The organism is Paenibacillus sp. FSL L8-0708 (genome assembly GCF_038009325.1).
Lineage (GTDB): Bacteria > Bacillota > Bacilli > Paenibacillales > Paenibacillaceae > Paenibacillus_AQ > Paenibacillus_AQ odorifer.
The window spans coordinates 3,106,476-3,120,949 of sequence record NZ_JBBPBC010000001.1; the positions used below are offsets into that span (position 1 = coordinate 3,106,476).

Sequence of the window (14,474 nt, forward strand, 5' to 3'; positions counted from 1 at the left end):
GCCGGCAGGGACGTTATTTTTTAATCTAAGTATTAGGTAATTTGTTAACCTCGTCAGTAAAGGCTTCCAAGTACTGGGTGAATAATCCTGTATCTATTTTGGTGGTTGCATCATTTGCAATAGGAGGCGTATCTTGGATTTGTTTGTACATACGATCCATCTCACCCGTGAGCTTAGCCCAGATGCTTTTAATTGAATCATATTTTGCATCAAGGTTGCTGATATAACTATCGTATTCCATTTTTTGAATCATAGCTTTTCCTAATTGCTCGATTGTAAAATCTATATCTATTGTTTCACCCGTAGAGCCAGTTCCTGAACCTGCATACCAGCTGATATCAACAAATCCATCATTCCAAATATCTGAAACGACAAAATTACTGATTTCTTTAAGCATCGCTTCAGGAAACTGTTCAGTTGTACCTGCATTACCTGAATCTGAAGTATTAATTACAGGTTCCTTGAAGAGTTTTCTCACTTCGTTAAATGCATCCTTATCTTTGTCATTAGACGAATACCCCCAACCAACTTTGTCATCTTTAATAAAAATGATAAGTTCGCTATTGGAGGAAGACTTCTCACCTTGGATAAGCACGAGTTTATCTTTTCCGCCATCTTTGTCCGTATAATCAGCTGTTTCAATTACTGTAGGGTTCTTAAGTTTATTATTCTCGGGTGTCTCAGTAGATTCAGCCATTTGGAAAATGGGTTGTACATCTGGAAGTATATTTTCGGATACGAATTTCTTTTTCGCTTCGATATCTGAACCATTGAGGAAAATCTCCACATAGTTGAGAGCCAGTTTCTCGGAAGCTGTAAGTTTCTTTTTTGGCTCAGGAGTGGGCTCTGAAGGGCTGGCTGTTGCTTCGGACGGTATAACTCCTGTAGACGTTGTATTTTTTTTCTCTGAATTTGTTGTGGAACTACCACATCCTGAAAGGATTACAATAGTTGCCACGATACATAAAAAAGCTTTTTTGTTCAATTTTATATCCCCCTAAATCTGCTAATAATTGCTAATTAATTCTACCAGATATAGGAATAGTAATCTATGAATTATAATTTATGGCGGAACCAATATATTAGATTAGCGTGTTTTATTTGTCGGAGGTGAGCATTTTGCTGAAAGTACTAAGAGTGTGCGGTATTTTATTCAGTGCAGCAACAATCATCCTGGGAATCACATTTTTCCGCGGCCAGGATCAAGTGATAGTGTCTTGGACTATGCTGGGGATGTGCGGAGCTTTAATATTTAATGGAGCGGCATTGTATTTGAAAACGAAAGATAAAATGGCTGTGCTATCCTCGATTGTTGGGATTGTATTGTTAATAGTCTCGCTTACTCAGTTTCCTTTTTGAAAATTAAAACAACCTCGTCAACCTTAATGGGTCGGCGGGGTGTTTTTACGTTTTCTACTTTATACTTATTTCTTTTTCTTCTTTGTGGGTCCGATCTGGCGTCTTACCTTATCGTTCTCATCTACCTCAATAATATAAATCTCCTTCACTGTACCGGAGAGTGTAAACCATTCACGCATAGCTTCAGCCTCAGTCATCGGTCCTAATATTCGTTTCCCCCTATAACATATAAAAAACACTCATACTCCTTAGTTTGTTTGCGGAAATGCAATAAATGCTTATAGAACAAATTATAAACTTGGGCGATGACTTTGTATGTAATAATTCATGCCTGGCGGGATATTTTTACATTGATTAACGAACGTACGTTTGGTTATAATACAAACAAACGTTCTTATCCTTGGAAGGTGAGTAATTATGCAAATAAGTATGGGTCAAACCATTGAAATAGTGTACCAAGATAAATCAGGTAAGATATCTCAACGTAAAATTGATGTGAAAGGGATTCGTGGGGGATATATTCGCGCAACTTGCTTATCAACCGGAGCACCGCGCGTATTTCTGGAGGCTAATATTCTTGCTTGGCAGCCTGTGCAAAAGAAGCGCTATGCTTAGTGACACCGCCCGAAAGCTACTAATGATCATGCGCCACTCTGCCGTGCATCATGCTCATATGCCAACTCTACAGGAGTTAGAGATCAAGAGTGGACGGACACCAGATAAGATCATTAGTGTGCTTAGGGAATTAGTTAACGAAAAATATATAGAATGGACCCCACACACTCCACCCGAGAGCGCCCGAATTATTGAAGGCTGGGAAAGGATTGACCCTAGGTTTAAAAAGAGAAAGTCAGAGCCACAAGAGCTCCAGTGGGGGATAGATGGTAGTAAAACGAATTACTGGACGGATTATTAGGAGGGAAGCTTCATGATGAAAAAATTAGAGAACGTATGGGAGTGTAGCAGAATGATATTGCCCGAACATAAAAACCGGATTATAGATGACAATAATGAGCAGGAACGTCGTGAAAAACCCACTCTAGATCTACAGGAGATAGAGCGCTTTGAAATATTGTTATATCGTTCGATGGAAGAGCACAGCCCGATTACACTCACTCTGTTTGATCCCATGGAGAATATATTAAAACGAGGTATTGTGATGAAACTGGATAAACAACAGGGAATTAAACTCCGCTGGTCGGAGGAGGAGTGGGATTGGTTCAAGATGGAGGATGTTATTGCAATAACTACATAATGCACTTCATAAAAAACAGGTTAGGAGCAATCTCCTAACCCGCGCTGTACTTCTGATATTAATGTTCTGCTCCGTGGAATAAGACCACTGGTGAGGTACTTGGCAGTGCTGGCGCAATGCTGACGATAGTGAGGACCAACAATAAAGAGACGGCAAACTTTTTCATAGAGACTCAACCCTTTCTTTGAAATTTATTATTTTCTCTTCAAAATCTTTAATCTGAGTAGCATCAGCACATGAACGTAATGATTCGAAGTATACTACTGCTTGTTTAAAGATTTTATCAGAGTTTGTGACCTCTGCAGAATCTAATAATTTCATGCTATATTTGATAGCTGTATTATAATCTTGAATTTTTGTTTTATATCTGATCATATTAATAAAAAAAGTTTCTTGGTAGGAATTTATTATAATTTCATCAGCAGCGGTATCCTCAAATTTTGAAATACTATTAGAGAAAAGTTCTAAATGAGATTCAATGTTTAAATTGAAATTAGTAGCTGTCTTTAACAAAGTTATCAGTCCCGGTAGAACTTCTTTAGTGTTGGATAAAAGGAAAGAAACATAACGATCTATGAATTGAATATTTCCGGAAAGCACTTCTACTTCTAAGAGATTTGGCTCTGATATGTACTTATAATAGGCTACCTCATTTAATCCTTCAGCATCTAATCCCTTGAACCAACTCAAATCACTGTAAGCTTTAATGTAAGTTCGAGCTTTATCATAATTTTCGATTTCTTTGTGGGCTAGTCCCAACATAAGTAAGCTGTATCCATAATAATAAATTAAAGGTCGTTGGTGTTTTAGCTCCAGTTCATTATTGTGTGTGTAATTATTATAAATTTGAGTTATTCGGTTGAAAAAGGTATCTGCTAGTTTTAGAAGATTGGGCCAGCTTTCAAAAGAATATATCATTTTAAGAACTTTTACGGCTGGATCAAGATCTAGAAGATTTATATCTAAATCTAAATCGATATTTCCATCCAACGGCCTCACCTACCTTTATTTTACATAATATACCTGTATTATACAATGTAATCAATAGATGGTCAATTAAGTGCTCCATATAAAAAATAGATGATTAATAGGGACCAATAAAGTAAATCTATCCATTATTGCGTCATGATGTGTGCCTGGGTAAGCTTTGGCCTGATGGCACTGTATTAGCTGAAAGTCCTTACTTCACGATCTCAGATGAGCTTGATTCGACTGTATTGTAATAATCGCGTTTATCAAATACTACCATTTTAAGGATTGTGTTACATATGTTTTATTTCATAAGAGGAGTCGCAACCAGCATGAGCCAAAAAAGCAAAAACCTTGTACTCGTTGCGGATTCGACGATGAATTTATAACAGATTATCTGGAAGGAGGAACAAGGAACAAGGAAGGTTAATGATATATTTTGTGGAAACTGAACAGCCCCAAGTAATCCAGTGAATTGATGAACAATACGAAGATAAAACGTATTTGAAATATATGTTGAGGAGCTCTTGGACCTTCATGAAATTCGATTTCGTCAACAAAACCTGATTTTTTAGTAAAGGTTCAAAGAAGGTTTGTTTCTCTTGTAGACACAGAGGACAATTTTGTTAATATGGGGAAAACTATTTTTCGCAAAGTCAGGTAATAGCTTAAGCGGCATGATAAAGAAATAAAAATTATTCAAAAGGTGAGCCGCAGAAAAGCGACTCTTTTTGTTTTGCAGTCAGCCATTTGTAACGAAGGTTGTAATTAAACTATTCGAGGTGAACGGCTTCCAAACAGCAAACCTACCAGGAGCCATATAGAAGACGTACTTTACTTGCCCACATTGCAAGCATGAGTACGTGGCTTTTTATACAGATCGGAAGTAAGGGAGTTACAAGCAAAGATCAGACGAGTGCAGACTAAGCTTCAGAACCGAAGAGTTGATCAGGCTACAACGTTGAAGCAAGTCAAAGATATTCAAGCACAGATCAAGGCAGGCATGGATAGGCGAGATTGGAAATAGAGAAATGCATGAATTATTTCACCTATAACTCATCGGATCTAGCGAAGTTCATTTATTCAGGCGAGAAGTTTGAAGAATGAAAAAGACACTGGATTGTGAGGGTTAACCACCCTCTAAGTAGCAGAATAGCGAAACATATAGTTTAGCCCATAGAAATAAAGGATCAATAGAGCTACCGATCCAACAAACATCCAGATAATCACCTTTGTTCTACGATTCATTAAATCACCTCGATGTAATTTCCTGAATTATACCATAGGGGGTCATATCCAGTATGAGACAAAAAAGGGATACGGTGCGAATTCACCTTTTGGTGTCCACCGGAATCAATTAGCCACGTGGGACCCGAGTACCTGAAAGACAGGCTTCCTAATATTAAAATTGATCGTCATATCGCTTTTATCAAAAAAAACACTACGGTCTTGAAGTAGCACGGTGGGGAAGGCTGAGGAAGGGAGCGAAAAGGCATGACACAGACAAACATTTGCCCCCGAGAGGGGGCAGAGGCGGCTAAGCTCGATCCGGAATCGGCTGTGCCGAGATTTTTTGTGAATATCTTTTCGGTAAAGAGGTGTTAATTTACTGGTTTCAAAAAAAGAGGCTAGGAGAGTCTGTCTAGCCTTCTACGTTTGGAAGATGTGATAACAGTTGCTCTACTTAATACACAGTACGAAGATACAGATCATTAAATGAGTAGGAGTAACCCTCCTCTCCCAAAGGCTATGACGAAGTAGACGCAAACTATTCATTTAGTTGAGCAACGTGAAAATATAGTAAATAAAAAGCCTACACCATAAAAATGTAGGCCCACTCATTAAAAGTTACTCTGTTACTAATTTTGAGAAAATGCTTAAATCAATAAACTTTCCTTTGGACTTTTCGCACTTTCTCATTGTTCCTTCGAATGTATAGTTTAACTTTTGCAAAACTCTTATGGAATTATTGTTTTCGGGTTCGACTTTTGCTTCTATCCTGTTGAAATTTAAAGTATTGAACGCATAATCCATCAGAGATTGAATGGCCTCAGGAGCATATCCCTTGCCCCAATAATCTTTACCAATATCATATCCAATCTCTGCTTTAGCATTTGAAGAATCTATAGAATTATAACCGCAGGAACCAATTATGCGATTTGATTCTAACTCAATTACGGAATAACGAATAGCTTTGTTTTCCAAAGACAGGTTATTAAGAATTTTAATCATTTCTACTGCTTGGCTTTCCTCAGTGAAACTATTGATATTCATAAACTTTGTAACCTCTGGATCAGACCAAATGTTAAACAAACTAGCAGAGTCAGATAATTTCATTTTTCGTAATATTAGTCTTTCGGTTTGTATTTCTGTAATCAATATATTACCTCCATTATCTATTTATTTTGGGGTTAAGATATCGATATCTGCGCATAGTTCAGTCCCTTCAATATTTAATTCAACACTATTATAACGTAAGAGTTTTTTTATGTCACAGTACGAAGATACAGATCATTCAAGGAGTAGGAGTGTCCCTCCAAAGGTCATGACGAAGTAGCAGCCTATTGTGCATCAGGGAAGAGAAGGTCGTCGTTTTGATAATGAAATAATGTTTTTGTCCTTATCATCACCATGGTCTGCATTTTCTTCTATCTCTTTTTTCTCATCGTGAAACTCAACAGGAGATTGGGCCGTGATGTAGTCAAATGGAGTGTAATTATTATTTGGTAATTTTCTTGTAAGGATTACCTTTACAATGATGATTCCTAATGAAAGATAGAAAATCGCGCCTATTCCAGCCAACATGAACAGTACTAATCTCATTGTTAACACCGCCTTTGTTTGATTTTATAATCAAATGTTAATATTTACAAGATTCAGGCCGCTGCGTACTATTCATTCGACTGAGATTTGATGCACAGTAGGAATATACAGTGACAAAGAGGGTTAATAGCTCTCCTCTCTTATAGAATCTGATGATCGGGAGTTTGCCCTAAAAGAACCGACAAGTACGATCGGTGGGAATATAGTAGCTACAGCATGGTGAGCGGCGATAAGTGTCCTTGCTGCGGGGGAAGAGTGATTCATCGCATTTGGAACGAAGAATTGGATTGTGTAAAAACAGATGATAGATGTCTCTCCTCCGAATATCAACGTAACTGGTCATATGGGCACACCTTCACTTCTAGTTGGCAGATGGGACGGAGGATACCCGTATAGCACATCTAATTCAGAGGTCGAGGAGATAGAATAGGAATTCTCTCGGCAGGTCAGGTTAGTACGAACCCGCCGTAAGGATCAGAGACACGCAAGTATTTCCGCAGATTAGCATGGAGAGAACGCGCCAATAATCGGACATAGCCAATAAGGAGAGATAAACGAAATGGAAAAATAACCAAAGTTCAAGAAATCAGGACTGAAACCGGAAGACAAATTAATCATGCATACATGATACGAAGCTTGGAAGGAAGTAAACAAGGATAAGGTATGGACGGTGAAATCGGAACCGTGGGACTTGCATCAGAGGTAGTGTTGCTGGAAGGTTTTTAATGGCGGGTTTGCGACTGAATATCTGAAGAAGGTAGAGGGTTAACCACCCTCTCCTATATAAAGGAGAGGACAAATAACCAGTATGTATAGAAAGAACAATTACGCAAACAAGTTGCTCAGCGTCAGGGGTTGTACAAATGCAGATATTATAATCGGGGGATGCCGGGTGACCTCAAACGATTGATGACGAGATAAATTAAACCCAACCAAGGGAGGAAAATTGTCAGTATGACAGCAATAACAATCTTCCATATTTCGGATTTCTTTTTCCACATAACTCTAGCAACAAAAATTGGAACAAGTATACGTAGTGCATATATTCCAATACCAATGAGTATATATTCCATTTCAAATTCTCCTTATGTATTATTTATTCTCTTTTTACTATCGGTTGGAAAATAAATCATTATTAACATTGCTTCAATTTATTTGAAAATACAATGAAGAAATGAGGCAAAACCATGAAATCGATAACCATCATGCAACCGTGGGCAACACTTATAGCATTAGGGGAAAAGATATATGGAACGTGTAGCTAGTCCACAAAGCACCGCTATATATGTTGCTTCAATTATCGCACTAGCTGCAGTCGTTATTTTTTTATAAAATCCAAATTTGAGAGGAGCAATTATGAATAAAAATTCAAATAGCAGCACACTTCAATAAGCAAACTAAGGAATCTAAAAAGGAACTTGTATAGTTCCACGTTAAAGGCGATGACGAGATCAGTGGAAGTTAAGGTGGTTGAATAAACACATAAGACTACTTCTAATTATCCCTCTGTACTCACAGCGAAGGAAATCCAACAAATACTTGGTAAGGTGAACTTCAAACCTATGAACTATTAAACTCGGGTCAATTTCATATCGTGCGGGTCGGAAAGACGATAAAAGTATCCAAGGATGTATTTCTAAAACGGTTACAGGGGGTAAAAAAAGTGGTGCCGATAATGGCACCACTTTGCTTTTTCTTACAACCTATAGATCTCTGAACAAAAGAAAAAGCCTTATATAATAAGGCTTTTTCAGTATAGGACGGATGGGGTTCGAACCCATGACCCCTACCCTGTCAAGATAGTGCTCTCCCGCTGAGCTACCGTCCTGCGACGAAATTTATAATACCATACGATAGAGTAGGATGGCAATTCTTTTTTATAATCAATATAGATGTAGAGTTGTATTTACTTCTTAATTTTCTCCGATTAAGTAGTTAAATAGCTAGAAAGGGGATGACCGTTCATCCCCCTGCACCGAGTCAGATAAAAAACGGGAGTAGAAATAGACTGCTTATTCCGAAAAAAGGGATACGGCGTGGATAGAAGCGGCGTCTTGGGTAAAAGCCGGGCTGGAACCCGAATTGTCTATAGTTCGACTGCTCGGCAGGCATTCCGTTCATACGATCGACCATTTCATTGCTGGGAACCGCAAGGGTGATATAGTTCTGATCCACGTGAGCGATGAAGCCGTCAAAGGATTGACCATCAGTCGTTACTATACCTACATATTTATTCATGCAATTCCAAGCGACCTGTTGATGAAAATTTGTATTTGATTCCATGGATATCCTCCTCGAATGTTTCAATCCTGATAACAGTCTATGGTCCTTAGCCTACAACGTTCACGGCGTTTGCCTATATGTAGGAAGGTTAATTTTCAGGGATAATCACTGAGGAGGATTCGATTAGTTCTTTAATCAATACACATACTTGTGCTGTACTTTCTAATCAACATTATTCTTGGAGTTATTGGAATGAGCTTCAATGGAGTAGATAACTTCTTTTTTGCCAGTAAGCGGAGAGTCATTTATAAAATACAATTTGTCACCGCTCCGTTTTACGAATTTCAAAGTATCTCCTTTAAAAGGAACATCGTTATTTTCCGCATATTCCTGATCCTTTGCTGTGAGTAGCTCCTTATACAAAAGGGTTCGCTCGCCTGTTTGGCGGTCGATTAAGGTTAGCAATCCATTCTGATTTCCACGAAGCAGTATGATTTCTTTATCAATGCTTTCTACATAGTAAGCATCTTCCTCGCCACCCAGCTTTACAAGATCAAGAGTATCTATTACATTGCCTGTGCCGTCTTGGATGAAACGTAAGGTATTACCATCATGCAAGATGAGGTTGCCATCATAAGGTTTGAAATCCGCATCTCCTCTGAACTGGTAAGCGAATGTGGCCTTGCGTAGTAATGCACCATTTTTGAATATGAGTGTGATTTCGCGTGTATTAATATGAGGCTCTCCATAGGAATCAATAATCTTAATGACTAGCAGACCCCCCGCCGTTTTCTCGATCTTCATTCCTGCCCAGTCAAAGTTTGTTTGGAGTGAAGTGAGTTTTATCACCGTATCCTTGCCTTGTGAGACATATAAATCACCATTAGCTTTGACCAGCATATAGGTACGCCCTCCAAAGGATTCTGTGAAAACATTGTAGGTCTTCAGATCATCTGCTAAAAGTGTGTTCGTTGTGGAGTCCAGACGGAGATGGCTGCCTTCGAAAGCCTTAACGATAAAACGGGCCGGCACATATATCCCATCTTCTTTGGATTTAAAAGGTATTCCTCCTAGATCTACCGCTTTCCCGTCAAGCACGCCAGTTTGACTCCCGATTCGAACAGCAAAACTTTTAGTCCAGCCTTTGAACAGAGCACGTTTGCCGGATTTATCCCATTCCATTTTTAAGCCAGCTTGTTCAGCGATCCCCCGAACATCTACGTAGATTACACCATTTTTGAGCAGCGCAGGTCCGCCTATGTTTCCACCAGGAATGCCAAATTGGTAGTATACTTGCGAAGTATTAGCAGAGGAAGCTTGGGCGAGCGCAGAGGACTCCGATACAGTTAATGAAGAGCTTGCTGACATGGTGGCAGGGAGTAAAAGTGTTGAGAGCATTAAGACGGATAACCAAGCTTTGGAGTGAAAAGAGAGCATATTAGCCAACCCTTTCTTTATCTGGCAGTAAAATTTATCCATGATAGTTGGTTTGACGCTGAAACGTTTCTAAAAGTTGCGTCGTATACTTTCCGAAGGGCTCACTGTAGAAATATCCTTAATGCTTCTATGATAAGATAGATGGAACTGTACAGTAGTTTCTTAAAATTGAAAGATAAAGGAGCTTGTGATCTTGCCGCAAATGCAAAATGAGCAGAAAAAGAATACTTCTACTCCGCTGAAATGGTTGGGGGGCGGAGCCGCCATGCTCCTGTTAAAAGGAAAGGCGATTTTGTCTCTGCTGAAAATAGGTAAAATTGCCGGGCCGTTAATTTCCATGATGGTTTCGATAGGGGCATATGCTTTGATTTATCCGTGGGGGTTTGCTATAGGTATTGTCCTGCTTTTGCTTGTTCATGAATTGGGACATGTTATAGCCGCTAAGCGGATCGGGTTACCCGTCAGCGCTCCGTTATTTATTCCTTTTTTAGGCGCGTTAATTACTATGAAAAAACATCCGCTGGATGCGAAGACAGAAGCGTATGTTGCTTTTGGCGGACCGATTCTGGGTACTATTGGGGCTACTGCTGTGTTTGGAGCGGCATATTATATGGATAGTCCACTTCTTTATTCCCTGGCTTATATAGGCTTATTGCTTAATTTGATTAACCTGCTGCCAATCCATCCGCTAGACGGTGGACGTATTGCTACCGCAGTTACGCGCTGGCTGTGGCTTGTGGGTCTGGTGGGTGGCTTAGCTATAATCGTTTACTTGCGTTCGATTTTGTTCTTTATCATCTGGGCAATGTTTGCTTACGATCTGTATAATAAATATGTGAAAAAACGTAACAACAACCGGCCGCAGTCTGTGACTAAGGGGTTCTTAATTCCCGTGGAGCCCTTGCGAGAGGCGGGTTACATGATTCCAGGAGCTGAGCATCGCCGGGATTTACCTTTTACTACCTACAGTGATCTAGAGAGACAGCAGTATGTTGTGGTCAGATGGGACCAGCTGAATTATTATGGCAAAGCTACACTGCCACAGCAATGTATTATTGAAAAGGTAAGAATTTCGCAGCTGGAGCAAGTAACGTTAGAGAATGGTCTTCATTTAAAAATGCAATGTGACATCAGCTGTACCGTGTACGAAAATGATAAGTATTACGATGTGCCAGCCAGTACACGCTGGAAATATGGAACAGCTTATTTTGTTTTAGCAGGCTTTTTGGTTGGGATGATGTATTTAGTCCATTTGGTTGGAAACGTCAATCTCTAAGAGGGAAACTGGAATGAGCAGCTCCTATTGTTTATAAAGCTCCTGAATCGTCAAAGCTGTAGTGAGTATAAATGCAGCTGCGATGAAAGGAGCTTTTTTATGTCTAAAATTGTGAAATGGGAAGTCGGCGTTTGCCTATTGTTACTGCTGGGTGTAGTGGGGTGTTCTACGGCGAAACCCGCAAAAGTTATCGAAATCAATGAGATGACCAATCTGGATGGCAAATCTAAAAGTCAGTATCCTCCGTTGTCACCTGTGATGCAAGACGTATATAACCGTTCAATCCCTGAAGAAGTATATTCTGTGGATTAGTCTACTGAGAGGTTACGGATTCCATGTGTAGGCTTTTCTTTCTAGTCATTATTTTATATAATAGACAACTATCGTTGGCTACATAGAGAGAGGAGTTTGCAACTAACATGGCGGCAGAAATCTTACGGGTAACTACAGAGGAACAGCTTCAGATGGGGCTGGATATCCGTACTAAAGTATTTGTTGAGGAACAAAAGGTACCGGCCGAGGAAGAAATTGACGAATATGATGCCATCAGTCCGAATGCGCACCATATTCTGATTATAGATGAAGGGATACCTGTAGCAACGGGTAGATTGATCTATTACAAAGCAGGTACTGCTAAAATGCAGCGCATCGCCGTATTGAAAGACTATCGGGTCAAAGGATACGGACGTGTCTTGTTACTGGCGATGGAAGAGCTTGCTCGGGAGCTTGGACTGGAAGCTTCAATTCTAGATGCTCAGTGTCAGGCAGAGAATTTCTATAAGAAACTCGGCTATGAAGTTATTTCTACAGAACCATTTTATGATGCAGGTATATTACATGTACGGATGCAAAAAATGCTTTAAAGATGGCGCACATAATTATTGGACGCTCTACGCAAGCTAGGATGTGCCGAATGATGGCAAATCCAAGTGCAAGGGGCGAGCTAAAGTGCCAAATAACGAACGTGAATCTTTCGTAGCTGTTCAAAAAAATGGGGATGGCGATTTAACAAGCTTCCAGACCTCTACAGGACGTGTGCTGGCGTATGACCAAGCCCTGCAAGAAGTACAGGCCGGAAATATTGCCGGAGTGAACGCTTTTAAAGGTAAGGATGGAGAAACTTATATTCGCGGAGATGCGGATGGAGATCCAACTAACAATCTGGATAATTTGCCGACATTTTCATAGTTCTACACGAAAAGCCGTACATACGTCTACAGACGTTTATGTACGGCTTTTTTTTGTAAAGATCAGAGTTTATAGTTCACATGCTGCTCTAAAAATTCCATCTCTCCTGTAAGTCCGACGAAATCTGGTTGTTCATCGCTATAATGCATGAGCTTGATCCGCTCGCGAACATCTTTAGGCAGAGACATCAGCTCTTCCAGCGTGGTGTGAACAACGCCTGTTCCACTTAGTTGGCAGTCATGCAGGATGATCCGGATCCCGCGCTCCCGCACAAGGCTAATCAGTAGATCCGGCTGAAAGGTCATGTCCGCACTATAAAAAATCTCGTTGTTTATTAGAAGGGAATAACTGTTTTTCCCGGGAATATGCGGTGTTTGTATGATCTCTAATGAAAGAGTAGGAGAGAGCTTGTAGATATTTTCAGGCTGCATGGGCTTAACATCGAAGATATCAGATAAGGAAGACACAGCATCTTCTTGGTATAGACCTCCCTTTAACGTATTGTTCCATAAGGGCTCTATAAGTGTCTCGGGAAGAAGTAAGGTCATTTTTTTACCGTGCACATGCTTTAAGGTTAGTGCAAGCTCTTCCAGCCCTCCAACATGATCCGCATGAATATGTGTAATGAGCGTAGCATTTACGTCACTGAAGGATTTTTCAAGTCTATGCATGGCAAGCGGGGCTGTTATCCCGCAATCAATCAGCAGGGTGTAATTTTCATCTAGCAGCAAGCCATTGTTGTTAAAATATTTTTTCGCAAAAGCATTGCCTGTTCCTAGCATTTGTAGGCTTAGACTCATAAGAAAGAACCCTCCTGAAATCGGTTATAGCTAATGTTTCTACTTCGAATAAGACCATAATATCATTTTTCGCAAGATCAATGAAATATTTACCTGAAATCAGCGCAACTTGCTGAAACAAAGTAAGTATATATTAACAGCATGAATTATCTGGAGGGTCTCAAATGAATAGATGGAAAAAAATCACTTTGTGCGTGTTTGCTTTTTCCTTAATGGGTGGCTCATTATTATTCGCCGATTCCGTTAATCAGAAAATTAGAGTATGGAGCAACGGAAAAGAAATTGTAGACGGCGGTTATCTAATTGATGGAAAAACGTACATTCCTGCTAGAGAAACAGGCGGGGTTGTTACTTGGGACGGTTCTGGGAAAGTTACGATCCTTAAACCTAATGTCCATATTGTACTTTTTAAAGGGGATACGGTTTTTGGCAATGTCAATGTAGGCAAGCTGAAAATAAAGATATTAACTCAGGTAGATAGTCTGACCGAAGAGATTTCAGCAGTGAAAGTGGCCATGACAGATCCGTCTGGAAACGTTAAGGATATTCAGTCACAGGTGCTTGAAGGCTCGCAGAAGGATAATTTCTGGTTTCCAACCTCGGAGTTTACTTATGATTTTAAAGAAGCGGGCAAATACCGGGTAGGCTTCTATATTAAGCCCTCCAAAAATGCCGATTACGTACTTGTGTCGGAGAAGGTAATAACAGCGTTAAATTAGGTGTTCTAAATTGACCTGAACTAATCTAACGTGGTACGATACCAGATGTAGGATAATACAATTCAAAGTGAGGTATTACAATGAGCGATCACAAACATGAGCATGGTGAAGCATGCGGTTGCGGGCATGATCACGACCATGAGCACGAGGAGTTTGTGCTGACCTTGACGAACGAGCAGGGCGAAGATGTGGAAATGGTGCTTGTAGAAACGTTCGACATAGGCGAGAAATTATATGCTCTGTTGTTAGAGCGCGAGAATCCAGAAGCAGACGGCATTATTCTGCGTATGGAAGAAGAAGACGAAGAAATGGTATTGTATAATATCGAAGATGAAGAAGAATGGAAAGCTGTTGAAGAAGCTTACAACAATCTGCTTGCTCAGCAAGAATAGATTCTAGCGACTAAACTTAAGCTGTTCTATGTG

17 protein-coding genes and 1 tRNA gene are annotated in these 14,474 nt (G+C 39.8%); 10 read left to right on the forward strand and 8 right to left on the reverse strand.

The annotated features are described in order from the left end of the window. Positions 1-25 precede the first annotated feature (25 nt). A complete protein-coding gene (locus NYE58_RS14640; protein ID WP_081387674.1) occupies positions 26-985 on the reverse strand; it encodes a hypothetical protein in 960 nt (319 codons plus the stop codon). Between the two features lie 134 nt (positions 986-1,119). Between NYE58_RS14640 and NYE58_RS14645 the strand changes: the two genes are divergently transcribed. The 4 genes from NYE58_RS14645 (at position 1,120) to NYE58_RS14660 (ending at position 2,614) form a co-directional block, all read left to right on the forward strand. Next, the gene (locus NYE58_RS14645; protein WP_076189823.1) at positions 1,120-1,359 is read left to right on the forward strand and encodes a hypothetical protein; all 240 of its coding nucleotides are present in this window, start codon (positions 1,120-1,122) and stop codon (positions 1,357-1,359) included. Positions 1,360-1,776: 417 nt separating this feature from the next. After that, positions 1,777-1,974 carry a hypothetical protein gene (locus NYE58_RS14650; RefSeq protein ID WP_305953709.1) on the forward strand — a complete coding sequence of 66 codons (198 nt, stop codon included), beginning with the start codon at positions 1,777-1,779 and terminating at the stop codon, positions 1,972-1,974. Then, positions 1,937-2,275: a hypothetical protein gene (locus tag NYE58_RS14655; RefSeq protein ID WP_341002206.1), complete on the forward strand. Its 339-nt coding sequence runs from the start codon at positions 1,937-1,939 to the stop codon at positions 2,273-2,275. Before NYE58_RS14650 ends, NYE58_RS14655 begins: the two co-directional genes overlap by 38 nt. A 12-nt stretch (positions 2,276-2,287) precedes the next feature. Beyond that, positions 2,288-2,614 carry a YolD-like family protein gene (locus NYE58_RS14660; protein ID WP_076279830.1) on the forward strand — a complete coding sequence of 109 codons (327 nt, stop codon included), beginning with the start codon at positions 2,288-2,290 and terminating at the stop codon, positions 2,612-2,614. Positions 2,615-2,776: 162 nt separating this feature from the next. Here the strand turns inward: NYE58_RS14660 and NYE58_RS14665 are convergent, their stop codons facing one another. The 6 genes from NYE58_RS14665 to NYE58_RS14690 all read right to left on the reverse strand — a co-directional run bounded on the left by NYE58_RS14665 (position 2,777) and on the right by NYE58_RS14690 (position 10,108). After that, positions 2,777-3,604: a hypothetical protein gene (locus tag NYE58_RS14665; protein WP_076189826.1), complete on the reverse strand. Its 828-nt coding sequence runs from the start codon at positions 3,602-3,604 to the stop codon at positions 2,777-2,779. A 1,827-nt stretch (positions 3,605-5,431) separates the two neighbouring features. Continuing rightward, positions 5,432-5,962, reverse strand: a complete 531-nt coding sequence (locus NYE58_RS14670; RefSeq protein ID WP_076219398.1) for a GNAT family N-acetyltransferase — start codon at positions 5,960-5,962, stop codon at positions 5,432-5,434. 192 nt (positions 5,963-6,154) lie between these two features. Further along, a complete protein-coding gene (locus NYE58_RS14675) occupies positions 6,155-6,406 on the reverse strand; it encodes a DUF3951 domain-containing protein (RefSeq protein WP_076219399.1) in 252 nt (83 codons plus the stop codon). A 1,756-nt stretch (positions 6,407-8,162) separates the two neighbouring features. After that, positions 8,163-8,234: transfer RNA gene (locus NYE58_RS14680), tRNA-Val, on the reverse strand. A gap of 152 nt (positions 8,235-8,386) precedes the next feature. Beyond that, a complete protein-coding gene (locus NYE58_RS14685) occupies positions 8,387-8,689 on the reverse strand; it encodes a hypothetical protein (protein WP_036686108.1) in 303 nt (100 codons plus the stop codon). A gap of 162 nt (positions 8,690-8,851) precedes the next feature. Further along, positions 8,852-10,108 carry a copper amine oxidase N-terminal domain-containing protein gene (locus tag NYE58_RS14690; RefSeq protein WP_341002207.1) on the reverse strand — a complete coding sequence of 419 codons (1,257 nt, stop codon included), beginning with the start codon at positions 10,106-10,108 and terminating at the stop codon, positions 8,852-8,854. 160 nt (positions 10,109-10,268) lie between these two features. Here NYE58_RS14690 and NYE58_RS14695 point away from each other — a divergent pair, with 160 nt between their 5' ends. The 4 genes from NYE58_RS14695 to NYE58_RS14710 all read left to right on the forward strand — a co-directional run bounded on the left by NYE58_RS14695 (position 10,269) and on the right by NYE58_RS14710 (position 12,530). Beyond that, on the forward strand, positions 10,269-11,342 hold the full coding sequence (locus tag NYE58_RS14695) for a site-2 protease family protein (RefSeq protein ID WP_076277992.1): 1,074 nt from the start codon (positions 10,269-10,271) through the stop codon (positions 11,340-11,342). Positions 11,343-11,441: 99 nt separating this feature from the next. Continuing rightward, positions 11,442-11,654, forward strand: coding sequence for a hypothetical protein (locus NYE58_RS14700; RefSeq protein WP_076129113.1), 213 nt, complete (start codon positions 11,442-11,444; stop codon positions 11,652-11,654). Between the two features lie 107 nt (positions 11,655-11,761). After that, positions 11,762-12,205 (forward strand): GNAT family N-acetyltransferase, encoded by a 444-nt coding sequence (locus tag NYE58_RS14705; protein WP_076136093.1) that lies wholly within the window; start codon positions 11,762-11,764, stop codon positions 12,203-12,205. A gap of 85 nt (positions 12,206-12,290) precedes the next feature. Further along, complete coding sequence (locus tag NYE58_RS14710) at positions 12,291-12,530, forward strand: DUF3892 domain-containing protein (RefSeq protein WP_036686113.1); 240 nt, start codon at positions 12,291-12,293, stop codon at positions 12,528-12,530. 62 nt (positions 12,531-12,592) lie between these two features. On the opposite strand, the gene NYE58_RS14715 is transcribed toward NYE58_RS14710, so the two are convergent. Continuing rightward, positions 12,593-13,330, reverse strand: coding sequence for an MBL fold metallo-hydrolase (locus NYE58_RS14715; RefSeq protein WP_341002208.1), 738 nt, complete (start codon positions 13,328-13,330; stop codon positions 12,593-12,595). A gap of 164 nt (positions 13,331-13,494) precedes the next feature. Between NYE58_RS14715 and NYE58_RS14720 the strand changes: the two genes are divergently transcribed. Then, positions 13,495-14,049 (forward strand): copper amine oxidase, encoded by a 555-nt coding sequence (locus NYE58_RS14720; protein WP_036686116.1) that lies wholly within the window; start codon positions 13,495-13,497, stop codon positions 14,047-14,049. Between the two features lie 80 nt (positions 14,050-14,129). Continuing rightward, the gene (locus tag NYE58_RS14725) at positions 14,130-14,441 is read left to right on the forward strand and encodes a DUF1292 domain-containing protein (RefSeq protein WP_036686118.1); all 312 of its coding nucleotides are present in this window, start codon (positions 14,130-14,132) and stop codon (positions 14,439-14,441) included. Positions 14,442-14,474: the final 33 nt, after the last annotated feature.